The sequence below is a fragment of the Rhodococcus sp. MEB041 genome (assembly GCF_030208955.1).
Lineage (GTDB): Bacteria > Actinomycetota > Actinomycetes > Mycobacteriales > Mycobacteriaceae > Rhodococcoides.
Map to the genome: position 1 here is coordinate 315,752 of NZ_JARVSZ010000005.1, position 22,737 is coordinate 338,488.

General features: G+C 68.6%; 27 protein-coding genes and 1 tRNA gene. 16 read left to right on the forward strand and 12 right to left on the reverse strand.

What is annotated here, in order from left to right; translation table 11 throughout:
• Positions 1–296 precede the first annotated feature (296 nt).
• The gene (locus QRN16_RS15585) at positions 297–938 is read left to right on the forward strand and encodes an MspA family porin (RefSeq protein WP_285188065.1); all 642 of its coding nucleotides are present in this window, start codon (positions 297–299) and stop codon (positions 936–938) included.
• Between the two features lie 247 nt (positions 939–1,185).
• A complete protein-coding gene (locus tag QRN16_RS15590) occupies positions 1,186–1,608 on the forward strand; it encodes a hypothetical protein (protein ID WP_285188068.1) in 423 nt (140 codons plus the stop codon).
• Between the two features lie 80 nt (positions 1,609–1,688).
• Here QRN16_RS15590 and mscL read toward each other — a convergent pair whose 3' ends face one another.
• From mscL to QRN16_RS15610, 4 genes are all read right to left on the reverse strand, one after another.
• Entirely contained in the window at positions 1,689–2,132 is a 444-nt protein-coding gene (mscL, locus tag QRN16_RS15595; RefSeq protein WP_204866432.1) for a large-conductance mechanosensitive channel protein MscL, read from the reverse strand.
• Positions 2,133–2,225: 93 nt separating this feature from the next.
• Complete coding sequence (locus tag QRN16_RS15600; RefSeq protein ID WP_285188073.1) at positions 2,226–2,882, reverse strand: SAF domain-containing protein; 657 nt, start codon at positions 2,880–2,882, stop codon at positions 2,226–2,228.
• Positions 2,883–2,971: 89 nt separating this feature from the next.
• Entirely contained in the window at positions 2,972–3,313 is a 342-nt protein-coding gene (locus QRN16_RS15605) for an FmdB family zinc ribbon protein (RefSeq protein WP_285188074.1), read from the reverse strand.
• A gap of 93 nt (positions 3,314–3,406) precedes the next feature.
• On the reverse strand, positions 3,407–4,006 hold the full coding sequence (locus QRN16_RS15610) for a 5-formyltetrahydrofolate cyclo-ligase (RefSeq protein WP_442973048.1): 600 nt from the start codon (positions 4,004–4,006) through the stop codon (positions 3,407–3,409).
• A gap of 63 nt (positions 4,007–4,069) precedes the next feature.
• Here QRN16_RS15610 and QRN16_RS15615 point away from each other — a divergent pair, with 63 nt between their 5' ends.
• The 5 genes from QRN16_RS15615 (at position 4,070) to QRN16_RS15635 (ending at position 8,107) form a co-directional block, all read left to right on the forward strand.
• Positions 4,070–5,026, forward strand: a complete 957-nt coding sequence (locus tag QRN16_RS15615; RefSeq protein ID WP_051612960.1) for a UTP--glucose-1-phosphate uridylyltransferase — start codon at positions 4,070–4,072, stop codon at positions 5,024–5,026.
• Between the two features lie 32 nt (positions 5,027–5,058).
• Positions 5,059–6,315, forward strand: a complete 1,257-nt coding sequence (gene glp, locus QRN16_RS15620; protein ID WP_027504112.1) for a molybdotransferase-like divisome protein Glp — start codon at positions 5,059–5,061, stop codon at positions 6,313–6,315.
• 31 nt (positions 6,316–6,346) lie between these two features.
• Entirely contained in the window at positions 6,347–6,997 is a 651-nt protein-coding gene (locus QRN16_RS15625) for a GNAT family N-acetyltransferase (RefSeq protein WP_027504111.1), read from the forward strand.
• A gap of 207 nt (positions 6,998–7,204) precedes the next feature.
• The gene (gene sepX / locus QRN16_RS15630; RefSeq protein WP_056447538.1) at positions 7,205–7,969 is read left to right on the forward strand and encodes a divisome protein SepX/GlpR; all 765 of its coding nucleotides are present in this window, start codon (positions 7,205–7,207) and stop codon (positions 7,967–7,969) included.
• A 62-nt stretch (positions 7,970–8,031) separates the two neighbouring features.
• A tRNA-Ala gene (locus QRN16_RS15635) sits at positions 8,032–8,107 on the forward strand.
• Positions 8,108–8,120: 13 nt separating this feature from the next.
• Here the strand turns inward: QRN16_RS15635 and QRN16_RS15640 are convergent.
• Positions 8,121–8,870 (reverse strand): 8-oxoguanine DNA glycosylase OGG fold protein, encoded by a 750-nt coding sequence (locus QRN16_RS15640; protein ID WP_285188087.1) that lies wholly within the window; start codon positions 8,868–8,870, stop codon positions 8,121–8,123.
• A 149-nt stretch (positions 8,871–9,019) separates the two neighbouring features.
• Between QRN16_RS15640 and QRN16_RS15645 the strand changes: the two genes are divergently transcribed.
• Genes QRN16_RS15645 through QRN16_RS15655 form a run of 3 tightly spaced genes read left to right on the forward strand, consistent with a single transcriptional unit; the run spans position 9,020 to position 12,452 of the window.
• Complete coding sequence (locus QRN16_RS15645) at positions 9,020–10,351, forward strand: MFS transporter (protein WP_027504109.1); 1,332 nt, start codon at positions 9,020–9,022, stop codon at positions 10,349–10,351.
• A gap of 44 nt (positions 10,352–10,395) precedes the next feature.
• The gene (locus QRN16_RS15650; protein WP_027504108.1) at positions 10,396–11,070 is read left to right on the forward strand and encodes a response regulator transcription factor; all 675 of its coding nucleotides are present in this window, start codon (positions 10,396–10,398) and stop codon (positions 11,068–11,070) included.
• Complete coding sequence (locus tag QRN16_RS15655) at positions 11,067–12,452, forward strand: sensor histidine kinase (RefSeq protein WP_285188090.1); 1,386 nt, start codon at positions 11,067–11,069, stop codon at positions 12,450–12,452. The genes QRN16_RS15650 and QRN16_RS15655 overlap by 4 nt, the downstream gene beginning before the upstream one ends.
• Here the strand turns inward: QRN16_RS15655 and QRN16_RS15660 are convergent.
• The 5 genes from QRN16_RS15660 to QRN16_RS15680 form a co-directional block, all read right to left on the reverse strand.
• Positions 12,379–13,353, reverse strand: a complete 975-nt coding sequence (locus QRN16_RS15660) for a TAXI family TRAP transporter solute-binding subunit (protein WP_051612958.1) — start codon at positions 13,351–13,353, stop codon at positions 12,379–12,381. The two genes, QRN16_RS15655 and QRN16_RS15660, sit on opposite strands and share 74 nt — an antisense overlap.
• A gap of 28 nt (positions 13,354–13,381) precedes the next feature.
• Positions 13,382–13,876: a type II toxin-antitoxin system RatA family toxin gene (locus tag QRN16_RS15665; RefSeq protein WP_051612957.1), complete on the reverse strand. Its 495-nt coding sequence runs from the start codon at positions 13,874–13,876 to the stop codon at positions 13,382–13,384.
• Between the two features lie 26 nt (positions 13,877–13,902).
• Positions 13,903–14,937, reverse strand: a complete 1,035-nt coding sequence (locus QRN16_RS15670; RefSeq protein ID WP_285188095.1) for an SDR family oxidoreductase — start codon at positions 14,935–14,937, stop codon at positions 13,903–13,905.
• On the reverse strand, positions 14,934–16,178 hold the full coding sequence (locus QRN16_RS15675; RefSeq protein WP_285188097.1) for an aspartate aminotransferase family protein: 1,245 nt from the start codon (positions 16,176–16,178) through the stop codon (positions 14,934–14,936). The genes QRN16_RS15670 and QRN16_RS15675 overlap by 4 nt, the downstream gene beginning before the upstream one ends.
• 248 nt (positions 16,179–16,426) lie before the next feature.
• Positions 16,427–16,969 carry a CGNR zinc finger domain-containing protein gene (locus QRN16_RS15680; RefSeq protein ID WP_027504105.1) on the reverse strand — a complete coding sequence of 181 codons (543 nt, stop codon included), beginning with the start codon at positions 16,967–16,969 and terminating at the stop codon, positions 16,427–16,429.
• Positions 16,970–17,028: 59 nt separating this feature from the next.
• Here QRN16_RS15680 and QRN16_RS15685 point away from each other — a divergent pair, with 59 nt between their 5' ends.
• From QRN16_RS15685 to QRN16_RS15705, 5 genes are all read left to right on the forward strand, one after another.
• On the forward strand, positions 17,029–18,051 hold the full coding sequence (locus QRN16_RS15685; RefSeq protein WP_285188100.1) for an EamA family transporter: 1,023 nt from the start codon (positions 17,029–17,031) through the stop codon (positions 18,049–18,051).
• A 135-nt stretch (positions 18,052–18,186) separates the two neighbouring features.
• Complete coding sequence (locus QRN16_RS15690; protein WP_027504104.1) at positions 18,187–18,654, forward strand: effector binding domain-containing protein; 468 nt, start codon at positions 18,187–18,189, stop codon at positions 18,652–18,654.
• Positions 18,651–19,088, forward strand: coding sequence for an effector binding domain-containing protein (locus QRN16_RS15695; RefSeq protein ID WP_027504103.1), 438 nt, complete (start codon positions 18,651–18,653; stop codon positions 19,086–19,088). The genes QRN16_RS15690 and QRN16_RS15695 overlap by 4 nt, the downstream gene beginning before the upstream one ends.
• 267 nt (positions 19,089–19,355) lie before the next feature.
• Positions 19,356–20,051, forward strand: a complete 696-nt coding sequence (locus tag QRN16_RS15700) for a TetR family transcriptional regulator (protein ID WP_051612955.1) — start codon at positions 19,356–19,358, stop codon at positions 20,049–20,051.
• A gap of 84 nt (positions 20,052–20,135) precedes the next feature.
• Complete coding sequence (locus tag QRN16_RS15705) at positions 20,136–20,318, forward strand: hypothetical protein (RefSeq protein WP_056447066.1); 183 nt, start codon at positions 20,136–20,138, stop codon at positions 20,316–20,318.
• A 23-nt stretch (positions 20,319–20,341) separates the two neighbouring features.
• On the opposite strand, the gene QRN16_RS15710 is transcribed toward QRN16_RS15705, so the two are convergent.
• Both QRN16_RS15710 and QRN16_RS15715 read right to left on the reverse strand, forming a co-directional pair.
• Positions 20,342–21,112, reverse strand: a complete 771-nt coding sequence (locus tag QRN16_RS15710; protein ID WP_056447069.1) for a ferredoxin reductase — start codon at positions 21,110–21,112, stop codon at positions 20,342–20,344.
• A gap of 1 nt (position 21,113) precedes the next feature.
• The gene (locus tag QRN16_RS15715; protein ID WP_056447072.1) at positions 21,114–21,713 is read right to left on the reverse strand and encodes a sulfite oxidase-like oxidoreductase; all 600 of its coding nucleotides are present in this window, start codon (positions 21,711–21,713) and stop codon (positions 21,114–21,116) included.
• 108 nt (positions 21,714–21,821) lie between these two features.
• Between QRN16_RS15715 and QRN16_RS15720 the strand changes: the two genes are divergently transcribed.
• A complete protein-coding gene (locus QRN16_RS15720) occupies positions 21,822–22,700 on the forward strand; it encodes an SDR family oxidoreductase (protein WP_222627644.1) in 879 nt (292 codons plus the stop codon).
• Positions 22,701–22,737: the final 37 nt, after the last annotated feature.

Consider the following 22,737-nt stretch of genomic DNA (forward strand, 5'->3'; position numbering starts at 1 on the left):
GACGCACGTTCACACGCACGAAACGTGGACGGCGGTTTTCGGACGCAACGCCGCGCACGTAGGGATTGTCACGGTCCGAATCACCCTCTAAGGTTTCGCTCAGGTTCAACGGTGGATGCTGAATCGATACGAGGACGCGTCCAACTTGTGTTCCTGCACTGCCCGACGCGTAAGCCATGAGCTTGCAGTCGCCGCCTGATACGGTTCGCTCGCAAGCGAACCGCTCGGGAGGACGTCAGAGCCCGACAGCGCACCCGAGGCGAACACGCCGCGGGACGAACATGATGAGGAAGTACATGACCGTAATTCAGAAGCCGCGGCGCAGCCGGGGGCTCAAGTCCATGCGTACCGCAGTGGTCGCCAGTGCCGCAGTCGTCGGCCTGGTCGTCGGTGGCGGCTCGGCATCTGCAGCAGTCGACGATTCGAACTCCGTCGTCGACGGTGGTGGCAACACCATCACGGTCTCGCAGGCCGACACCTTCATCAACAGCGTCTTCCCGCTCGACGGAAGCCCCCTCACCCGTGAGTGGTTCCACAACGGTCGCGCCATCGTCGAGGTCACCGGCCCCGACGCCGACGACTTCGAGGGCGACATCACCCTCGGCTACCAGTTCGGCTACCCGGCTTCGCTGGGTGGAGAGCTGACCTTCAGCTACAGCACCCCGCAGCTCGAGCTCGACTTCGATGGCGGCGGCACCGTATCCGACATCCTCCCGCAGGTCGGCACCACGGTCACCCTCGAGCCGGGCCCCGGCATCGAGGACGTCGAGGTCGGCACCGGCTCGGCTTCGGGCGCGCGCACCGAGATCCAGATCTCGAACGTGCACGGCACCGCGACCAACATCGCCGGCAACGTCTCGGTTCGCCCGTACGTGAAGGTCGTCTCCAGCAATGGCGACACCGCAGTCACCTACGGCAAGCCGTGGCGCTTCAACTGATCCTGGCCCAGCCAGTATCAGTTGCCTGCTGATCGGTAGTCCGCTGCCACAGCAGATCTGAACACAGACGAAGCCCCATCCGGGTCATCCGGGTGGGGCTTCGTCATGTTCGTGAGGCGTGACAATGGCGTGCGACAACGGTCGGTGGCATGTCACGAGCATCCGAAGGTGCACCGCCCCACTGCGTTCCGACGTCCACGCATCCTGTTGAATGGTCGGCATGAACTCCGGTACCGCGACTCGTGTGATGACTGCAGCTTTCGCCCTCACGGCCCTGGTTGGCCTGTCCGCCTGCAGCAGCGGGGATTCCGGGACGTCCGACGACTCGTCCGAGAACGCCACCGCCTGCGCCGATTTCGAGACCACGTACGACCAGTTCACCGCCCTCGTCAAGGCCGGCCCGGCCGACACGGACGTCCAGACCTGGACCGACGCGAAGACCGCCGAGATGCAGAAGTTCCAGCCGCTCGCGGACACCGCCACCGGTGACGTCGAGTCCTCGCTCAGCACCCTCATCGGCGCGCTACCCGCCGATTCCCTCGAACTCACCGAGCCGGACAGCTCGTCCGGTCAGGCGTTCGTCGACAACTCGACGGCAGTGGTCGATGCCTGCTCCGCGGCCGGCACCGCGATCACTCTGGACGAGTTCCCCTTGGTCAAGTTCAACTGATCCCGCTCGTCCGAACAGACGACGAAGGGCTCGTCCCCACCGTGCGGTGGGGACGAGCCCTTCGTCGTGTCTGCGGGTGACTACGTGGTGGTGTCCGGCTTCGTGTTTCCGGTGATGCCGTCCGAGGTGGTCTTGACGCCGTCGGACCGGCCCTCCGCCAACAGGTCCCGGATCTGGATCAGGATGTCCTGATCGCTCAGGGCCTTCTCCTTCTTCGTCGCGAAGCGGTTCTTCGCGGTGTTCACCGGGAGGATGAGCACGAAGTAGACGACCGCCGCGATGATGACGAAGTTGATCACCGCGGTGATGACGGCCCCGATGTTCACGAATGTCGCGTCGTTGCCGGAGCGGATCAAGAAACCCCAGCCCAGCTCATTGCTCGCCCCGATGGACGAGATCAACGGGTTCACGATGTTGGTGGTGAATGCGGTGACGATGGCCGTGAAGGCCGCACCGATGACCACCGCGACCGCGAGGTCGACCACGTTCCCGCGCAGCAGGAAGTCCTTGAAGCCCTTCAACATGCGATCCGCCCCTACTTTCGTCGATCATGGATTGAGCCACGACGAGAGTAACCGACCAGACCGTCTCGTGGGCGCGGGCGAAGCCTCGGACGGTCACCGCAGCAGCACCGTCAGTGCATCGGAGAGCGACGCAGCGGCGACGGCCGACGCGTCGTCCGCGCGCAGGGCGACCAGGACGAGCTGGTCGCGTCGCGACACGCCGGAGCCCGGGGCGGAGACCATCACCACGGTGGCGCTTTCGGCGATCACCCCGGACGAGGACGTGTCGTCCGGCGCCGCACGCACGACGTCGACCACGTCGCCGGCTCGAAGCAGTTGCGCCAGCTCGGGATCGGCGAGGCGGATCGGCACGATGCGGGCGTCACCGGACGGCAGGGTGGCGGACGCCAGCCGAGGCCCCAGCAGTCGGACATCGGTGAGCGCCTCGCCGGATCGGACGGGTCCGGCGACAGTCCGTCCCACCGCGTCGTCCACCGACCGCAGCGTTCCGTCCGCGAGCAGGGACGAGTCGACGCGGGTCAGCGTGACGTCGGCGGCCGTGAGTGAGGTGCCGGGAGCGACGTCCGTGGCGGTCACGACGACCGGGACCTCGGTCCGCGACGGATCGGTTCGATAGGTCGAGACGACGGCGAGCCCGACGAGAGCAGCGGCGAGGATGCGTCGAGCGGCAGGTGACCGCAGACGCGGTGGTAGAGGCGGGATGCGGTCGAACAGGCGCGCAGTCAGCGGGTGATCGACCGTGGGAGACATGACGCGACCGTAGAACGCGGGCGACGCAGGACGCGGCCAGGATCGACGGTGCCCGGGGACAGCGGCTCAGCGATCCCCGGGTCGGACGATCAGCTTGCGGCGGCGGGGGTGGAGGTGCTGCTCGACTTCTTCTCACTCGAGGTGGTCGAGGTCGAGGTCGAGTCGGACTTCGTGTCGCTCTTCTTCTCGCTCGAGCTCGTGCTGTCCGAGGAGCTGCCGGAGTCGGAGGAGCCCGACTCGCTGCTGCTGGAGCTGCCTCGGCTGTCGTTGCGGTAGAAGCCGCTGCCCTTGAAGACGATGCCCACGGTGTTGAACAGTTTGCGAAGCTTGCCGGAGCACGCGGGGCAGACCGTCAACGAGTCGTCCGTGAACTTCTGGACGATGTCGAACCGGTTGTCACACTCGGTGCACGCATAAGAGTAGGTAGGCACGTTTCCTCCGCTGTCGGTCCCTGACTGGCACTCTACAGTCGACAGTGCCAGCGTCGGCAATCGAGGCAACGTCCGTGCAGGTGGCGCTATTCCTCAGCCGTGGCTGTCGTGGCCGAGTCGCTGCAGCCCCGACAGCGGCGTCAACACGTGGGTCATCCGCACGTCGTGCGTCTCGGTGGGCAGCGCGTCGACCAGGTCGTCGTCGTACACCACGCCCACCAGCCACGCGTCGGGCCGGACGGCATCGAGTGTGCGGTCGTAGAAGCCGGCGCCTCGGCCGAGGCGACCGCCGCTGCGATCGACGGCGAGTGCGGGTACCAACACGATCGATGCGTCCGCGACGGTCTCGGGAGGAAGCGTCGGGCCGGACGGTTCGCGCAGGCCGTACGCGGCCGCGACGAGCGAGTCGGGTCCGCGGTACTCGGCCCAGGACAGCGGCCCCGGTTCACGCGCGACGGGCAGCAGCACTCGCAGTCCGGCGGCCAGTGCGGAGTCGAGCATGCTCGCATCACCGGGCTCGCTACCCACCGGTACGTAGGCGGCGAGAGTGTCGCCGCCGCGCTCCCGCGCATCGGAGGCCAAAACCGACACGGCGTGAGAGAGTGCCTCTGATGCCCGCTCTCGTGCGTGGACGTCTCGCTGCTTGCGGGCAGTGAGTATGCGTGTCCTCCACTCGAGTTTGTCGTCACTGATCACGGGGGAAACCCCAGTGTCTCGCGAAGGACGATTCGCGGTCTACATGGATAGGGTGTGCGCATGAGCTCAGCAAACAGTGAGTCCGTGGCCGGTGGCAAGAAGCCGTCGTTCCGTACGGCCGTCGTACCCGCTGCAGGCATGGGAACACGTTTCCTCCCCGCCACGAAAACGGTACCGAAAGAGCTACTGCCGGTGGTCGATACGCCCGGAATCGAGCTCGTCGCCGGAGAAGCTGCCGATTCCGGCGCGCAGCGCCTCGTCATCGTCACCTCGCCCGGCAAGGACGGTGTGGTCGCCCACTTCGTCGAGGATCTGGTGCTGGAGAACAAGCTCGAGGCGAGCGGCAAGCTCGAGATGCTCGAGAAGGTCCGTGTCGCGCCCGGACTTCTCGACGTCCAGTCGGTCATCCAGGCGGAGCCATTGGGTCTCGGACATGCCGTCGCGTGCGCCGAGGAGGTGCTCGACGACGACGAGGACGCGATCGCAGTGCTGCTCCCGGACGACCTGGTGATGCCGCGGGGTGTGCTCGACGTGATGTCGCGGGTGCGTGCCAAGCGCGGCGGAACGGTGTTGTGCGCCATCGAGGTTCCCGAGGACGCGGTGTCCGCGTACGGAGTGTTCGACACCGAGATCGTGCCCGACGCAGTGAACCCCAACGTGCTCAAGGTCAACGGCATGGTGGAGAAGCCCAAGAAGGAGGACGCGCCGTCGAACTACGCGGCGGCCGGCCGATACCTTCTGGACCGGGCCATCTTCGATGCGTTGCGACGCATCCAGCCCGGCGCCGGCGGCGAGTTGCAACTCACCGACGCCATCGCTCTCCTCATCGAGGAGGGTCATCCGGTACATGTGGTGGTGCACCGCGGAGTGAGACACGACCTCGGAAATCCCGGGGGTTACCTCCGCGCTGCGGTTGACTTCGCACTGGAACGCGAAGATTACGGTCCGGCACTGCGCGAGTGGCTCCAGGAGCGCTTGAGCGACAGCTGGGCACCGGAGCTCACGACCTACGAGTGACGCCCGGTCGACACGGATGACGGAAGGTGCGGATGCGCTCGGTTGAGGAGCAGCAGTCGAGAGTGACGGCTGCAGCGGTTGCCCCCCGGCCGGTGCGAGTCGCCATCTCCGAGGCGCAGGGTCTGCTGTGCGCGGAGGAAGTGGTGACCGAGCGCCCGCTGCCCGGGTTCGATCAGGCGGCCATCGACGGCTACGCGGTCCGCAGTGTGGACATCGCCGCCGCGGGGTCGGCCACCGACGACGACGGCGCACCCGTGGACATCTCGCTGCCCGTGGTGGGCGAGGTCGCGGCGGGGTCGCGTCAGCCCATCCGTCTGCAGCCCCGGCAGGCGGTGCGCGTCGACACGGGTGCACCGCTGCCCACCCTCGCGGACGCCGTTCTGCCCGTGGATCGAGCGAAGTTCGCGCGCGGCCGCATCGAGGTGCTCGCACCCGTGCGTTCCGGAGAGTACGTGCGCCGCATCGGCGACGACGTGCAGCCCGGCGACGTCGCCGTGCGGTCCGGGACCATCATCGGCGCAGCGCAGGTCGGGCTCCTCGCAGCTGTGGGCCGCGACAAGGTCCTGGTGCATCCCCGTCCCCGCCTCTCGGTCATCTCGATCGGCGGCGAACTCGTCGACATCGAACGCACACCGGGCCAGGGCCAGGTGTACGACGTGAACAGCTACGCCCTCGCTGCCGCGGCGCGGGACGCGGGCGCGGACGTCAACCGCATCGGCATCGTCAGCGGTGACGCAAAGCGGCTGCGCGAGGTGGTGGAAGGGCAGCTCATCCGCTCCGAGATCGTCGTCATCGCCGGAGCCGTCGGCGGCAGCGCGTCCGAGGAGATCCGCGAGGCGCTCGAGGACTTCGGCGACATCGAGGTCGGCCGCGTGGCCATGCACCCCGGATCGGTGCAGGGCTTCGGCCAGCTCGGTCGCGACGAGGTACCCACCTTCCTGTTGCCGTCCAACCCGGTGAGTGCGCTCGTCGTCTTCGAGGTGATGGTGCGGCCGCTCGTGCGCATCGCGCTCGGTCGACGCCAGCCCATGCGCCGCATCGTCACGGCCCGCACCGTCGGACCCATCACGTCCATCGCTGGGCGCCGCGCCTACCTGCGCGGCCAGCTCATGCGGGACGAGGGCACGGGGGAGTACCTCGTGCAGGCACTCGGCGGTGCTCCCGGCAGCTCGTCGCACCTGCTGGCGACGCTGGCGGAGGCCAACTGCCTGGTCATGGTCGACCCCGAGGTGACCGAGGTGCGGACCGGCGAAGAGGTCGACGTCGCATTCCTCGCGCAGCGCGGCTGACGCTCCGTCCTCTTCGCTAAGGTTTCGAAGTATGCCGCGATCGTGGTCGAGCCATCCCGGATGGCCGGCGAAGCTGGGACCTCTCGTGGTTCCCGCGGGCGAGGTGACGGTCCGACCGGTACGTCTGCGTGACGCCGCGGTGTGGTCGCGGACCCGCATCGACAACCGCGCGCACCTCGAACCCTGGGAGCCCACCGGTGAGGCGCCGTGGGACATGCGGCACGCGATGTCGTCGTGGCCGCCCCTGTTCTCGAGCCTCAAGGCCGAGGCCCGGCGCGGGATGATGCTGCCCTTCGCCATCGAACTGAACGGCACCTTCGTCGGGCAGCTGACTGTCGGCAACATCGTCCGCGGAGCCCTTCGATCGGCGTGGATCGGCTACTGGGTGGCCAAGGACGTCGGCGGGCAGGGGGTTGCCACGGCAGCACTCGCACTCGGCGTCGACCACTGCTTCTCGTCGGCCGGGCTGCACCGGCTCGAAGCCACCGTGCGGCCGGAAAACGCTGCCAGCCAAGCGGTTCTGCGCAACGTCGGGTTCCGCCAGGAGGGCCTGCTGCAGAGGTACCTCGACGTGGACGGTGCGTGGCGCGACCACATCCTCGTCGCCATGACGGTGGGGGAGACGCCCGGAACGGTGGCGGACGTGCTGGTGCGCAGTGGTCGGGCGGCGTGGGCTCGGTAGTCGCCTTGCGATTCCCGTAGGGCTTCCGTGTTCCCGCGCGTGCTGCAGTGTCCGCGGGAACACGCAAGCACTACGGGAAGTCCGGCCTGTGACTGGAGTGACATGAGTGCACTCGTGTTCGGCGCGTCGTCGTCGGCGGTTCACCGCGCCCCACTACGCTGACGTGCAAGCTCACATGAATGTGATTCACGTCAGGAGGTGGTGGGTGTGCCCAATTCGGTGATCTGGATCGGCCTCGTCGCCATCTGGCTGTTCGTGCTCGTGCCGATGGTGGTCACATCGCGCCCGCGTATCCGCCGCACCACCGACGTCGCGCTCGCGACACGGGTCCTGCACCGGGGCGGAGCACGGCTCCGCGTCGATCCCGGCCCCGCGGCAGGGCATCGCAGCGACCCCGACTGGCGCCCGTCCGACGACGACCTGCACTCGACCGACTCGCTTTCGGAGGATCCGATGGAGACCCAGCACGGCCACGAGAGCGACGAGCACGTCGACGAGTACTTCTCGGAGGACTTCGTGCCGCAGCGACGCGGTCGCGGCGGCTTCGATCCCGAGGCCGACGCCATCGCCCGCGCCGCCCGCTACGCGTTCCGTCAGCGCACGGTGCTCGGCTCCGTGTTCGTCATCGCGATGTCCGCAGCGCTGGGATTCCTTGCGAGCCCGATCTTCTGGTGGGTCTTCGCCGTCACCATCGTCGGACTGTCGTCCTACCTGTTCTACCTCCGCCGCCAGGTGCGCATCGAGGAGGACATCCGTCGTCGTCGCATGCAGCGTCTGCAGCGCTCGCGCCTCGGTGTCGAGTCCAGCACCGACCCGGAGCTCAAGCTCACTCCCGAGCGCCTGCGTCGCCCCGGCGCCGTGGTGCTCGAGGTGGACGACGAGGACCCGGCGTTCGACCATCTCGAGCACTACGACGAGCGCGTCGGCGACTCCCACCTCGACGTCCGCATGCGCCGCGCAGCGGGGGAGTGACCGGATTTCTGGCAGTCCCGCGGGGCTGCTAGAGTTCGAGACGATCCTGGTTAGCCGGGTCAGGGGCTGTGGCGCAGTTGGTAGCGCGTCTCGTTCGCATCGAGAAGGTCAGGGGTTCGATTCCCCTCAGCTCCACCACGTTCGACTCTCGTCACAGCGCATCGCGGAACTCGTCCAGGAACGGCGACGGCGTCTCCCGTCGGATCCGCCACGACCGCACCAGCCACATCTCGACGAGCTCGGGCCGTACGTGGCCCAGTCTCGCCCACTCGTCGAGCACCTCGCAGTAGTCGAGGTAGCGCCGCACGGTCATGGCCGACACCGAGGGATTGTCCACCCACCCCAGGTGCACGAGTTCCGACAGCGCCTGCTGGTCGAGGAGTTGCGGGCGGTGCAGCATGTTCTCCGACCCGATCGCCCACACGTACAGGGACATCGGAACGCGCCCGAATCCCGTGGCCCTCGGCCAGCCCGACCAGTCCCGGTGCGGACCGACGTCGATGAGCGCCGGCGCGCGGCGGCACTCGTCCAGTGCCTGCCGAACACCGTGCAGCCGACGGTCGCCGGCCGGCTCCTCGAGGTCCCGCGCATCGGGGAAGCGGCGAGCGCGGTCTCGGTCTCGATGACCGACGAGCCATGCGGCGCAGTGGTAGACGGTGGTCAGATCGCACCCGCTCCCGATGGTCTGCAGATCGCCGCGCCGCAGGAACCCGGTGCCGGTCTCGACGACATCTCCGTCCAGACCTCGGGCGCGGACCCGCACCGGGATGCGCGCGCTCGTGAGCCGACTGTTCCACCAGTCGAGGTCGATCTCCGCGAGATCACCCAGCACGTCGTACTCGTACGAACGGGTGCTGCACCACGCGAGGCACGCTTCGGGTAGCGCCGGCGTCGTCGTCATGTCGGCGATGGTGGCAGGTCCCACCGACAGCCTCGGTCGGGTTTGCAAAGTGTCTGTAAAGACTGCCCGCAGCCGTGCCTCATATGGCGCCGGTCACACCTAGTGTTCGTTCGGTGCATCCCCTGCACCGGACCGAAAGGTGACCATCCATGGCCACGACAGCCATCCCCGCGGGGCCTCCCTCGACGAAGCGGGCGGTGTTCAACACCATTCGCGGATCACTCGGCAACCTCGTCGAGTGGTACGACGTGTACGTCTACACGGTCTTCGCGTCGTACCTGCAGTCGAGCTTCTTCGCCGACGGTGAGCCCAACGCGGGCATCTACACGATGGGCATCTTCGCGATCACCTTCGTGATGCGCCCGATCGGGTCGTGGTTCTTCGGTCGGTACGCGGACCGGCACGGGCGTCGTCCCGCGCTGGTGTTCAGCATCTCGCTCATGGCGGGCTCGTCCCTGCTCATCGCGCTGACCCCGACGGCCGCGTCCATCGGGTCGGCCGCCGTGGTCATGCTCGTCCTCTGCCGTCTGCTGCAGGGCTTCGCGACGGGTGGCGAGTACGGCACGTCGGCGACCTACATGTCCGAGGCGGCCACGCCGGGGCTGCGCGGATTCTTCTCCTCGTTCCAGTACGTCACCCTGGTGGGCGGTCACGTCCTCGCCCAGGTCACGCTGCTGATCCAGCAGAGTGTCCTGACCGACGAGCAGATCGCCTCCTTCGGCTGGCGCATCGCGTTCGGAATCGGCGCCCTCGGCGCCGTGGTGGTGCTGTTCCTGCGTCGGAGCATGGACGAATCCCTGCAGACCGAGGTCGACGGCAAGCGCAGCGGCTCGATGACCGAGCTGTTCACCGCGTACCCGAAGCAGCTGCTCATCTGCTTCCTCGTGACCCTCGGCGGGACCGTCGCGTTCTACACCTACAGCGTCAACGGGCCGCTCATCGTCAAGAGCACCTACGCCGATCAGGGCATGACGGCGACGTGGATCAACCTCGCGGCGCTGGTGCTGCTCATGGTGATCCAGCCACTCGGCGGACTGCTGAGCGACAAGATCGGGCGCAAGCCGCTGCTCGTCGGGTTCGGCATCGCGGGTGTGCTGTGGTCGTGGACCTTCCTGAACCTGCTGCCGCGCGTCGAGACGCCGATGGTGTCCTTCCTGCTGCTCGCCGGCACCTACGTCATCCTCACCGGCTACACCTCGATCAACGCGATCGTGAAGGCGGAACTGTTCCCGGCGCACGTGCGCGCTCTGGGACTGGGACTCGGCTACGCACTGGCCAATTCGATGTTCGGCGGCACGGCTCCGGTGATCTACGAGGCCGCCAAGGAGAACGATGCGCTCGACGCCTTCGGCATCTACGTCACCATCGCCATCGCTGTCTCGCTCGTCGTGTACGTCTTCGTCCTGAAGAACCGCGCACCGACCTTCCTGGACGCCGAGCAGGCACGCCGAGCGGACAGGAACGAGGCGGCCGTGTCCTGAGGTCCGTGCGTTAGGCTTTCCGCGCCGGACGGGAGGGCCTGACGATGCAGATTCTCGTCGTCGAGGACGACCTCGGAGTCGCCGACGCACTCACACAGTCGCTGCGTCGGCAGGGCTGGGCGGTGCGGCACGCCGCGACCGGGACCGCGGCGCTCGACATGGTGGACGACGCCGATCTCGTCCTGCTCGACATGGGGCTCCCGGATCACGACGGCCTGTGGGTCTGCCGCCGGATCCGGGAGCACTCGTCCGTTCCCATCGTGGCGCTCACGGCGCGGCGCACCGAGGATTCCGTGATCGGCGCTCTGCGTGCGGGTGTCGACGACTACGTCACCAAGCCGTACAGCTTCGCGGTGCTGCTCGCACGGCTGGACGCGGTCGTGCGGCGCAGTGTCGGACGCGTCGCCACCGAGCCGGCCGTCGATCTCGGCTTCGACCTCGCTCGGGACACCCGCGAGGTCACCGCACCCGACGGCTCCGTGCGCACGCTCACTGCGAAGGAATGCGAACTGCTCGTGGCACTCTCCCGCACACCGGACCGCCCCGTGAGCCGCGCCGCGCTCATGGAGGAGGTGTGGGACACGACGTGGGTGGGTGCCTCGCGCACGCTCGACGTCCACGTCGCGTCACTGCGGAACAAGCTGAAGGACGTCGCCCGGATCGAGTCGGTGCGCGGTGTCGGCTATCGACTGGTCGCTCCCGCCGAGCCCGACGCGTGAGGAGACGGCTGCTCGCACTGGCGATCACGTTGACGGCCGCCGTGCTGGTGGCACTCGTCGCGCCGCTCGTGGCCGCCCACGCCGAGGAACGGGCGATCACCATCCACGAACGGCGTCTGGCCGCCGCGACCCGGTTCGCCACCCTGGCCGACAGTGTCGGTGACGCGAGCTCACTGGGACCCGATCTGATGCGGTACGGCGAGGTCACGGAGAGCACCCGCACGTGGATCGTCGACATCGACGGATCGGTGCTCGCACCGGCAGGCTCGGATCTGCCGGCCGACGTGCCGGGTCTGGCGGGCGCGGTACGCGACGCGCTCGCGGGAACACCGACCTCCGCTCCGACTGCGCTGTGGCCGTGGCAGACCGAGCCGTTGATCGTCGCGACGCCCATCGGCCGGGACGCGCAGATCCTCGGTGCCGTCGTCATGCTGGAGGACACGTCGGCCGCGCGGGACAACGTGCAGCGAGCGATGGTGCTCGCCGCGGCGGGCGGCGCCGTCGTCCTCGCGCTCGTCGCCTGGCTCGTGGGAGTGCCACTCGTCGGCTGGGTGGTGCGGCCGGTCGACGATCTGACCACCCGCGTCGAGCAGCTGTCCCGTGGCCGCACTCCGACCGAGGGACGCCACGTCGGGCCGCCCGAACTCCGGCGGCTCGCGGAGTCGTTCGACGACATGGCGGCGAACGTGGAGCACTCCCGGCAGCAGCAGCGCGAACTGGTCGCGGACGTGTCGCATCAGTTGGCCAATCCGCTGACGGCACTGCGGCTCCGGCTCGAGAACCTGGCCGTGGACGATCCGGCCGTCGAACCGGTGCTCGCCGAGACCGAACGCATGGCGCGCTCACTCGACGCGGTGATCGAGATCAGCCGCGCGGGAGGCTTCGACCGACGCTCCTCCGAGGTGGACGTCGCCCGGCAGCTTCGCGAGCGGGTCGCGCTGTGGGCGCCGTTGTTCGGGGATCTGCTGACCGTCCGGGTCGACGTCGACACCGCCCCGGCGTTCCTGGAGGAGGACCTCGTCCCCACGGTCCTCGACGTCCTGCTGGACAACGCCCTGAAGTACGCGGAGGGTCGGTCCGTCGACGTCGCGCTGGAGCAGGCCGGCGACGCGTGGCGAGTGACGGTGCGCGATCACGGTGACGGCGTCAGTGCCGCCGAAGCCGCCGAGCTGGGGCGGCGCTTCCATCGACTCGACCGGCACGCCGGCGTCGAGGGCACCGGACTGGGTCTCGCGATCGTCGTCCTCCGCATCCGCGACGCCGACGGGGACGTGGTCTTCGACCCCGCCGATCCCGGCCTGCGGACGGTCATCTCACTTCCCGCGCGTCTCGATCGCGGAACCACCGCAGCGCCCCCGGATGCAGCGGGACCGGCTGGGTGAACATCCCGGCGGCGACGGTCGGCTGCCGGACGTCGGGGACGGTTCGTGCGATCGCGTCCTGACGGTCGAAGACGACGGACGTGAACCCGTAGGCCGTGTCCTCGCGGAGCGTCGGCGTCGCGATGAGGTAGGTCTTCACGCTGACAGTCTGGACGGCGGCGGGCAGACGGTACGGCCCGGCCGGCAGCGGACCGGTGACGTACTGCGGACCCCACGTCGACACGAGTCCCTCGACCAGTCCACCGAGATCCAGCGCGCGGACCGGTGTGCGCGCGCCCAGCTCGACCAGTGCCCGCACCGGGAACCCGCTGACGAAGGCCAGCGCGTCGACGCGTCCGGTGCTCAGCGCCGCCGTCGCCTCGCCGAGCGGTTGCGCGACGAAGTCGACGTCCGCCGTGTCCACTCCTGCTGCGGCCAGGCACCTCTCGGTCACCGACCGGGTACCCGAGTCGGTCTGGCCCGCGCTCAGGCGCACGCCCGTCAGATCCTGGATGCCCGTGACCGGGGAATCCACCGGGACGAGGATCTGCAGGAAGCTGTCGTAGAGCCGGGCCAGCGCGGTCAGGGGGACCGGGGAGTCGAAGGCTCCCTCGCCGCGCACCGCGTCGAGCGCCGTGTCGCCGAGACAGAACGCGACGTCCGCGGTGCCCGATGAGAGGTCGAGCACGTTTCCCACGGAGCCGCCGGTCACGACGACCTCCGAGCGCACACCCGGCAGCACCTGCGTGGCCTCTGTGCGCAGAGCCGCGCCGTACTCGTCGAACACCGCACCCACGTTGCCGGTGGCGATGCGCAGTCGGCCGGAAGCGTCCTGCCACCACGTATCTCGGGAACACCCCGCCAGGGCGGCGGCGGCCGCAGCCGCGCCGGCCCCGCGGAGGAACTGCCGTCGGCCGAGCACGCGTTCAGCATAGGCCGGGGCCGGTCCGTCAGCGCTGAGTGAGCCGCGACCCGGTCTCGACGGAGACGACGCCCGAGCCGAAGAGCCCGTCGACGATCTGGTGCACGCCGGTGGCCAGTTCCTGTGCGGCGACCGGATTGAGCATGTCGGCCATCGACGGGATGCCGATGTCGACGGCGGCGTCGAAGGCCATCTCGACGGCGCCGTCGCCGGTCTCCCGCACCGCCCACCGGCCGTCGAACGATCCCAGGTCGCCGCTCGACTGCTCGAAGGTGACGGTGCGGCCGGGCACGTCGACGGTGTCCGTCTCGACCCACTGCAGCAGACCGCCGCGGAAGTGGGTCGACCACGACGACGATCGAACGTACCCGGCCGCGTCCCGCGACTCGGGATCCGTCACGGTGATGCGGTCGACCATGGGTACGTGATCGCCGAAGGAGGCGAAGTCGCTGACCCGATCGAACACGTCGTCCGGAGTGACGCCGGTGAGGGTGGCGATCACACTGATGATGCTGGGGGACATGAGAACTCCTCGAATGGAATCGACGGTCAGGCGGACTGCAGGACGGGATAGGCGCCGGGGGAGCGCTCCACCAGATGTCGGGCGGTGAGGCGGGCGGAGCGTTCGATGGTGCCCGCCGTCTGCGCGGGAGGGAGGGGTCCGGACCCGAGCGACGTGGGAAACGGGTTGGTGTTGAACAGGTTCGCGACGGAGGCGAGGAGATTGGCGAACTTCGTCTGCGACGCGGGGTCGAGCAGGTCGAAGAAGGCCGGCTTCCACAGGCGCTGGAACACGTCCGGGTGCAGCCGGCGAGGCGCGTCCACCGCGATCCCGAGGCGGGTGGCCTCGTCGACCAGCACGGCGACGAGCGAGTCGATGTCCAGTGCCGCGGCCCCGCTGGTGACCCACACGTGCTCGCGGTCGTACTGCCGCGGGTGGTTCACCACCGTCGCGATCGACCGTGCGACGACGTCGCACGGCACGAAGTCGTACTGCAGCGCGTCCTCGCACAGGACGACCGGCAACGACCCGCGCAGGAAGGCGCGCACGAGGGTGTGCAGCCCCTGCAACTCGGAGATCTCACCGGTCTCGGAATCGCCGCACACGATGGACGGGCGGACGATGGTCCAGTCGAGGCCGCTGCTCCGCACGAGATCCTCGCCGTCCCTCTTGCTGGCGATGTACGCACCGGGGTGCATGGTGGCGAGTCCGCCGGTGACGTCCGGGATCACGGGTTGGCCGACGAAGGCGGTGCTGACGTGCACCAGGCGTGCCGACGCGTCCCGGGAGAGCTCCACGATGTGGCGGACTCCGTCGACGTTGACGGCCCGGGTGGACGCGTCGTCGATCCCGAAGTCCACGACGCCGGCGCAGTGCACGACGGTGTCCACGTCGCGGGTGAGGGCGGACCACGTCCGGTCGTCGAGTCCGAGGTGTGGCGCGCGGAGGTCGCCGCGGACAGTGATCCCCGAGTGCTGCACGGCCCGTCGACCTTCCAGCACGACGACGTCGTGGTCCTCGGTGAGGGCGCGGAGCGTCGGCAGTCCGACGACGCCGGAGGCTCCGGTCAGCAGAATCGTCATCGGTGTCCTTTCGAGAACGTCTCGCGCAGTGCGTCGCCGACGGCGGTGAGCATCCAGTCGACATCAGCCTCGGTCATCGTGGCCGGGGGAGTGAAACGCACGACTGGACTGGCGTTCAGGGAGTGGTTGGCCACGACGCGCCGGTCGAGCAGCGCGAGCAGGAAGCTGCCGGCGGTGCCGGCGTCGCCGAAGTCCAGCCCGATGAGCAACCCTCGACCGCGGACCTCCACGGTCCCGAGATCCGCTGTGAGTATGCGCAACTCGTCGAGCAGTCGTCTGCCCGTCCGTGCGGATCGCGCCACCAGCTTCTCGTCGTCGATGACCTCGAGCGCGGCGCACGCGGCCGCCATCCCCAGCGGCGCACCGGAGAAGGTCGACGTGTGGATGCCGAAGTCGATGTCGAAGGCACGGAAGGCGCGCGGTGTCGCGACGGCGGCCGACACGGGAATCACGCCGCCGCCCAGACTCTTTCCCACGAGGACGATGTCGGCGTCGACGGCGTCCCGCTCGCTCTCCCACATCAGGCCGGTGCGTCCGAGGCCGGTCATGATCTCGTCGATCACGAGGAGGGCTCCGCGTTCACGGCACAGTGCCGAGGCGACCGCGAGGTAGTTGCGGGGCGGCAGCACGACCCCGCCCTCGCCCTGCACGGGTTCGAGGACCACGCAGGCGTCGGAGGCGTCGTCGCCGAGTGCGTCCGACAGTGCCTGGACGTCGCCGTACGGAACTGTGGTCGCCGCGGTGAACAGTCGACGGAACGGGTTCTGGTACGACGGATTCGCCGTGAGGGCGAGCGCGCCGAGGGTCTTGCCGTGGTAGCCGCGGCTCGCCCCGATCAGGCGATGGTGGCCGGCGCTGCAGGCCATCTTGACGGCGGCTTCGGTGGCCTCGGTTCCGGAGGCGCCGAAGTAGACCTTCGACAGCGGGTCCGGCAGGCGGGCCGCCAGTGCCGCCGCGGCCTCGGCCACCCGAGGTTCGAGCAGGGTGCGGGTGGAGACGGGATGGCGTCCGAGCTGGGCGATCACCGCGTCGACGACGCGGGGATGCCGGGCGCCGAGCAGGAGGGTCCCGTACCCGCCGCAGTTGAGGTACTCGACGTCGTCGGTCGACCACAGTCTGGCTCCGAGCGAGCGGTCCTCGACGATGTCGCCCAGCATGGAGGCCACGCGTGCACGAGACTCGGACAGATGCGCGCGGGTGTGGCTCTGCACCCGCCCGTCGAGGGACGTCGAGATCGACATGGTGTGGCTCCCGAGACGAGGAGAAGCGATGAGGCGTGCGGCCCGGCGGGCCGCCGCGATCACCGACGGTAACCCCGGCTGCAGGTGGCGTCAAAGCCACCGATGAGTCGTATGATGTTGCGCCACAACAGATGGAGCGAACCACCGTTATCCTGTGGGGCAGCTCCGAGTGGCTGGTCCGGTGACCACGGAGTGAATCCGGATCATCAGAAATTGTGCGAATATCGGTTCACCGGGACCAGCCGTCGTCAGATCTTCTTGCGGGCCCGGTACGCGGCGACGTTGGCGCGGTTGCCGCAGTTTCCGGTGTCGCAGTACCGCCTCGATCGGTTGCGGGAGAGGTCGACGAGCACCGCGTCGCAGTCCGGTGCGTCGCACAGGCGGAGCCGCTCGAGCTCGTCCGACCGCACCATGTCGGCGAGGGCGACGGCGGTCTCGGCCGTCATGCGATCGGCGAGGGGCGCGTCGTCGTCGCTGACGTGCATGTGCCAGCCCCAGTCGCCGTGGCGGGTGAGGTACGGCCGGGCGTCGGATGCGGCCAGCATCGCGTTGACGACGGGTACGACGGCGTCGGGTTCGCCCGTCTCCCACAGCGCCCGCCAGGCCGGGCGCAGGGCCCGCACGGCGTCGAGTTCCTCCTGTGTGCCGTCGCGGCGCCCCGTCCACTCGTGCTCGTCGAGCATCGACGACAGGGTGCTCACGTCAGGGAGGTGGTCCTCGCCGTTCGCGGCGGTGTTGATCAGCGCCGCCGCCCAGACGAGGGCGGTGCGTGTGTCATGAGCAAAAAGCATTTGACTCCTGACCTTCCGGGTCTCTAGTGTCATGACCAATCTACAGTTACGGTCATGACATGACGGGCGACGTACCCGGCGGTGTGGCCGGATCCTCGAAAGGGCCGCTCATGGTGTCCTCCCGTTCCGGTGTCGCGTTCGCCGTGACCTCCGCGATCGCGTTCGGAATGTCGGGCCCGTTCGCGAAGGCGCTCACCGACACCGGGTGGTCGCCCGAGTCCGCGGTGCTCGCTCGCATCGTGGGCGGTGCGGTGATCCTCCTGCCCGTCGTCGTCCTGCTGCGCCGCGGCGCACTCCGCGGGGTGCTCTCGGCTCCCGTCACCGTCGTCGCGTACGGCGTCGTCGCGGTGGCAGGAGCCCAGGTCTGCTTCTTCAATGCGATCCAACACCTCTCGGTGGGTGTCGCACTCATGCTCGAGTACCTCGGGCCGGTCCTGGTGATCGGCTGGATCTGGATCACCACCCGGCGGCGCCCCCGCCCGACGACGATGGCGGGTGTCGCACTCGCGCTCGGCGGTGCGCTGGTCGTGCTCGACGTGTTCGACGGCGCCGTGTTCGATCCTGTCGGCGTGCTCTGGGGACTGTCCGCCGCCGTGTGTCTCGCGTTCTACTTCGTGGTGTCCGCGAAACAGGGCGACGCCATCGATCCGTTGGTTCTCTCGGCCGCCGGACTGGCGGTGGGCGCCATTGTGGTCGGCGTCGCCGGAATGCTGGGAATGGTTCCGTTGCAGGTGTCGACGAACGACGTCGCTCTCGACGGCCGGGCGTGGCCGTGGTGGACTGCCGTCGCAGTGCTCGCCCTGGTCTCCGCAGCCGTCGCGTACGTTTTCGGGATCATGGCGTCCCGCGCCCTCGGGGCATCGACCGCATCGGTGATCGCGCTGGTCGAGGTGCTGTGCGCGGTGGTTGCGGCGTGGCTCCTGCTCGGCGAGACGGTGTCTCTCACTCAAATCGCAGGTGGTGCAGCAATTCTGACGGGAGCCGCCGTGGTGCAGTGGCGATCCGATGCACCGCCGCCCGTGGAGGCGTTGCCGGCCTCGGCAGGAATGGACGGATCTCACGGGGTATCCGTTCTCCCCTGACGCGGCACTGTATGGTGAGGGCGCGTCGTGGTATTCGGCGGGTGGGCACTTCTCCGGGCGGGGTCGCGAGTGCCGGTCCGCCGGAATGTCAGTGACCACCACGCGGACATCGAAGCCGTTGCACGGGAGCCCGTCATGACCATCGAATTCGTCGACCTCGCGGAAACGTGGGTTGCGGGTCTCCCTGTGCGCAGCCCGAAACGGGCGTTGGGCTCTCTCTACGACACCAATCTCGAACGTGCGTGGTCCGGAATCCTGAACCAGGACATCGGTGAACCGCTCGGGTCGATCTACACCGACTTCGTTCCCGCGATCGGGTCCTACAGCACGCAGATCGTCGGGTACCGCGTCGCGGACGGTGACGTGCGCCGCGGGCACATCGTGGCGCGTGTGCCGGCGGGTCGCTATGCGAAATTCTCAGCAGTCGGCAATTTTCCGCAGGTCCTGACGACGCTGTGGAACGAGATCACCCACGCGGAGGAGATGGGGTCCTTCACTCGCGCCTTCACCGGTGAGTTCGAGGTGTATCCCCACGCGTACAAGATCGAGATGTACGTTCCGGTCGCGACGCCCGGCTCGCGGGGCGTCGGCGGTGCGGGATGACGTTCCGTCTCGTGGCACGTCCGAGCATGGTGTTCGGCGGACTGGTCGTGCCCGGTGTCGATCCCGGACCCGAGGGCAGCGCCAGCGATCTCGTCGTGTTCCTGCGTGAACGTATCCGCGAACGTGAACCGGAGGACGCCGACGTCTACACCGTCTACGTCCCGGATCAGCGTGGTGTCTGCAACGTCGTCGTCGGCGTACCTCGTGGGAACGTCGACGACGTGCCGATCGGCGACGTCTTCGTCACGGTTCCGTCGGGAGCGTTCGCGGTCTTCACGCCGTCGATGACTCTGCCCGACCGGGCGGAGGACGCGTGGGCGCAGGCCGAGGAGGCCATCGCCGACGGCTCGATCGTGCGCGCCGGCGGGGTGGAGTTCGAGTGCCTCTCAGCCGACGGGAACGTCGAGATCTTCGTCGCCGTCTCGCTGCAATGACGTGCGCCGACGTCCGGTGCCGGCGGACGAGGAGTCGGCTCTCGTCGAGATAAAGAACCTACCGACGAGTAGAAGCAGTCGGAGCGGTGCCTGGACTCGCTCGAGCGCTGGTCGTCATTGTGATTTTGTCTCGAGTGCATTTCTGTGGCGGTGTTCGAGTCCAACCTGTGCCTATCATGATCACGCGCAGTAGAAGGGTGTGACACGGGATTCACACCGGCGGTTCGGAGCACCGGTCCGAACGCGCGTGACTAGTGGGGAGTAACAATGGTCAGGCAATTACGTGCAGAGGCAACGCGGTCCGCGGCCCTGCGGGCTGCCGCCGATCTGTTCCTGCGGGTCGGCCACGCCACGGCGACCCTGAGCCAGGTCTCGGCGGAGTCGGGTGTGACCAAGGGCGCGCTGTACTTCCACTTCGCGTCCAAGGAAGAGCTGGCGCGCGCGCTCGTCGACGAGGGTCGTGAGCGTGTCGCGGCCGCCTGCACCGGAATGGTCGACAGCCGTTCTCCCGCACTGGAATCCGTCATCGGGATCACGTATTCCGTTCTCGACCTTGCCAATACCGACAACCTGGTGCGCATCATGTACCGCCTGCAGCTCGAGGTGGACGCACCGGACCCCACGCGGGGGAGCGTCTTCGGTACGTGGCAGAACATCTTCTCGCACCTCTTCGAGCGTGCCATCGAGCACGGTGACGTCATCGACTCGCTGGACGCCGAGACCGCGTCCTGCCTGGTCTCGGAGATGCTCAGTGGCGTGCTGATGGTCGCCGAGGGCACTGCGCGCCTCGACGGTGCCGCCGTGCGCATGGAGCAGGTCTGGCACACCATCCTGCCCTCGCTCGTGCCGCCGGCGAAGCTCCCGTACTTCCGCGAGTTCGCCTCGCGAAGCCTCTCCAGCTTCGTACGCGATCGCTCGGGTGCCGACGCCACCAGCGACACCGGCGTCTCCAGCAACCACTAGCGTTCGGCGCTCTCCCGGCGCACACTGTGACGTGAGACACACGGCATCGTGTGTCGACCGCACGAGTGACGTCGGGAGAGACCGATGGAAGACATCGCCACGCGCGAGCGCACCGACCGCCGCATGTCCGACAACGAGCTGCGCAAGGCCATCCGCGTGCTGCAGTCACGCGCGGACGACGCTCGGAAACGCGGTGACGCCGACGATGCCGCACGCATCGAACGCACTGTCCGCGACTACCAGGACGAGATGACCACCCGCCTCTGAACTCGGCCGGGCGGGGACGGTTGTCAGCTGGGTCCGAAGCGCTCCGTGCGGATGTTCGCCGGTGCATGTCCTCGCTCGACCAGCATGTCCGCGACCGTGTCGACGAAGCTCGTGGGCCCGCAGATGTAGCACCGCGGCTCGAACTCGGCGGGCCACCCGTGCGCGTCGAGATCCTCGATCGTGATGCGGCCGAGCGGCCTGCGGGAGCCGGTGGGGGCGCGCCGCGTGTAGAGCGTGGTGACGTCGACTCCCGCGGGCGGATGCGCCCACTCGTCGGCGAAGTACACCTCCGCCGGTTCACGGACCGAGTAGAGCACGCGGAACGGCACCCGGCCGCCGCTCGATCCCGCCGCGGCCTGCGCGCGGACCATCGCGCGGAGCGGAACGATGCCCGAGCCGCCGCCCACCAGCAGGACAGGCGGTGATGGGGTCTCGGTGGGTGCCGACGGCCGCCAGACGAACCACCGGCCGACGGGTCCGCGGATCTCGAACCGGTCGCCCACCTCGACGGCGCCGACGAGGTAGGGGGACACCTCGCCGTCGGAGACGTTCTGCACGGCGATCTCGATGCGCGACGTGCCGTCCGGTGCGGAGGCGAGGGAGTAGCTGCGCTGCGCGCTGTACCCGTCCTCGGCGGTCAGCTTCACGTCCACGTGCTGTCCGGCGAGATGTCCCGGCCAGCCGTCGACGTCGAGCACCAGCGTCGAGGCGGTCGGTGTCTCGCGCCGCACCTCGAGCACCCTCGCGACGAGCCAGGGCCGGGCCCCGACCCCGGCGGTGGCTCCGGTGGTCACGTCAGTCGCCTTGGTATCGCTGCTCGCGCCACGGGTCGCCGTAGTCGTGATAGCCGCCGCGCTCCCAGAATCCCTGTTCGTTCTCCTCGGTGAGTTCGATGCGCGAGACCCACTTCGCCGACTTCCAGAAGTACAGGTGCGGCACGAGAAGCCGTGCGGGACCGCCGTGTTCGCGTGCGAGCGGCTCTCCGTCGAACTCGGTGACCAGCCAGGCCTTCCCGTCTCGCAGGTCCTCGAGGGGCAGATTGGTGGTGTATCCGTCGAAGCCGTGTACGACGACGTACCCCGCCTCGGTGTCGAGACCGTCCAGCAGCACGTCGAGACTCACGCCGTTCCAGTTGGTGTCGAGCTTCGACCACTTGGTGACGCAGTGGATGTCGACCGTCGGGGTCTCGTGCGGCAGCGCGGCCACCTCGTCCCACGTCCAGGTCCGGGTCTCACCGGTCTCGGACGTGATGGAGAACGACCACGTGTCGGTCGCGACCACGGGCGCGGGCCCGATGGCGAGAACCGGGAAATCGTTGGTCAGGTACTGGCCGGGGGGAGTCCGACCGTCGTCGCCGCGCCGGCGGCCCACGAAGCCCTTCGAGATCAACGCCATGGTGGCAGATTCTGCGCCGGTCGTCGGGCCTCTGACAAGTCGGAGCGCGCACACTCGACCGGTAGTGTCGGGCACCACAGCAGGCCGGCGAGGGGGGAGTGCGACGCGATGGTGCAGAGCAGGCTGAGAGGGAGACGTCCGCGACGGTCGTGGACCGACCTGCGCGGGGCGATCGTGCTGGTCACCGGCGCCGCCAGCGGCATCGGTCGCGCCACGGCGATCGAGGCCGCGCGGCGTGGGGCGCGGCTGGTCGTCACGGACATCGCGGAGGCGGGACTGGCGGCCACGGCCGCCACCATCGCCGAGAACGGCGGCAGCGTCGTCGCCTCGCGTGCGCTCGACGTCTCCGACCACGACGCCGTCGCCTCGTTCGCGGACGCCGTGCACGCCGAGGTGGGGAGCGTCGACGTCGTCATGAACGTGGCCGGGATCTCCGCGTGGGGCACCGTCGAGAACATGGCCCACGAGACGTGGAAGGCGCTGATCGACATCAACCTGATGGGCCCGATCCACGTCACCCAGTGCTTCGTTCCCCCGATGATCGCGGCGGGTCGCGGTGGGTACCTGGTCAACGTGTCGTCGTCGGCCGGCCTGCTCGCGTATCCGTGGCACGCGGCGTACAGCGCCAGCAAGTTCGGCGTGCGCGGCATGTCCGAGGTGTTGCGCTACGACCTCGCCCGGCACGGCATCGACGTCTCGCTCGTGGTCCCCGGGGCGGTGCGGACACCGCTCGTCGAGACGGTGGACATCGCCGGCGTGGATCGCGACGACCCACGCGTGACGAAGCTGACCGCACGCTTCGAGGCCCACGCCGTGTCGCCCGAGGTGGTCGCGGAGAAGATCCTGACCGGGATGGCGAAGCGGCACTTCCTCGTCTACTCGAGCAACGACATCCGGGTGGGGTACTGGGTGTCGCGCAAGTTCGCGCGCCCCTACGAGATGACCATGCAGGCGGCCAACGACTACTTCTCCCGACTGCTGCGCTGACCTCACGCGCGTGTCGCGGCGGAGCGCGTGCCGAGTC

Bases quoted from the DNA above. Each gene is read 5' to 3' on its own strand.
- QRN16_RS15585 (WP_285188065.1), top strand. From the start codon at position 297: ATGACCGTAATTCAGAAGCCGCGGCGCAGCCGGGGGCTCAAGTCCATG.
- QRN16_RS15590 (WP_285188068.1), top strand. From the start codon at position 1,186: ATGACTGCAGCTTTCGCCCTCACGGCCCTGGTTGGCCTGTCCGCCTGC.
- mscL (WP_204866432.1), bottom strand. From the start codon at position 2,132: ATGTTGAAGGGCTTCAAGGACTTCCTGCTGCGCGGGAACGTGGTCGAC.
- QRN16_RS15600 (WP_285188073.1), bottom strand. From the start codon at position 2,882: ATGTCTCCCACGGTCGATCACCCGCTGACTGCGCGCCTGTTCGACCGC.
- QRN16_RS15615 (WP_051612960.1), top strand. From the start codon at position 4,070: ATGAGCTCAGCAAACAGTGAGTCCGTGGCCGGTGGCAAGAAGCCGTCG.
- glp (WP_027504112.1), top strand. From the start codon at position 5,059: ATGCGCTCGGTTGAGGAGCAGCAGTCGAGAGTGACGGCTGCAGCGGTT.
- QRN16_RS15625 (WP_027504111.1), top strand. From the start codon at position 6,347: ATGCCGCGATCGTGGTCGAGCCATCCCGGATGGCCGGCGAAGCTGGGA.
- QRN16_RS15640 (WP_285188087.1), bottom strand. From the start codon at position 8,870: ATGACGACGACGCCGGCGCTACCCGAAGCGTGCCTCGCGTGGTGCAGC.
- QRN16_RS15645 (WP_027504109.1), top strand. From the start codon at position 9,020: ATGGCCACGACAGCCATCCCCGCGGGGCCTCCCTCGACGAAGCGGGCG.
- QRN16_RS15650 (WP_027504108.1), top strand. From the start codon at position 10,396: ATGCAGATTCTCGTCGTCGAGGACGACCTCGGAGTCGCCGACGCACTC.
- QRN16_RS15665 (WP_051612957.1), bottom strand. From the start codon at position 13,876: ATGTCCCCCAGCATCATCAGTGTGATCGCCACCCTCACCGGCGTCACT.
- QRN16_RS15670 (WP_285188095.1), bottom strand. From the start codon at position 14,937: ATGACGATTCTGCTGACCGGAGCCTCCGGCGTCGTCGGACTGCCGACG.
- QRN16_RS15675 (WP_285188097.1), bottom strand. From the start codon at position 16,178: ATGTCGATCTCGACGTCCCTCGACGGGCGGGTGCAGAGCCACACCCGC.
- QRN16_RS15680 (WP_027504105.1), bottom strand. From the start codon at position 16,969: ATGCTTTTTGCTCATGACACACGCACCGCCCTCGTCTGGGCGGCGGCG.
- QRN16_RS15685 (WP_285188100.1), top strand. From the start codon at position 17,029: ATGACGGGCGACGTACCCGGCGGTGTGGCCGGATCCTCGAAAGGGCCG.
- QRN16_RS15690 (WP_027504104.1), top strand. From the start codon at position 18,187: ATGACCATCGAATTCGTCGACCTCGCGGAAACGTGGGTTGCGGGTCTC.
- QRN16_RS15695 (WP_027504103.1), top strand. From the start codon at position 18,651: ATGACGTTCCGTCTCGTGGCACGTCCGAGCATGGTGTTCGGCGGACTG.
- QRN16_RS15700 (WP_051612955.1), top strand. From the start codon at position 19,356: ATGGTCAGGCAATTACGTGCAGAGGCAACGCGGTCCGCGGCCCTGCGG.
- QRN16_RS15705 (WP_056447066.1), top strand. From the start codon at position 20,136: ATGGAAGACATCGCCACGCGCGAGCGCACCGACCGCCGCATGTCCGAC.
- QRN16_RS15715 (WP_056447072.1), bottom strand. From the start codon at position 21,713: ATGGCGTTGATCTCGAAGGGCTTCGTGGGCCGCCGGCGCGGCGACGAC.
- QRN16_RS15720 (WP_222627644.1), top strand. From the start codon at position 21,822: ATGGTGCAGAGCAGGCTGAGAGGGAGACGTCCGCGACGGTCGTGGACC.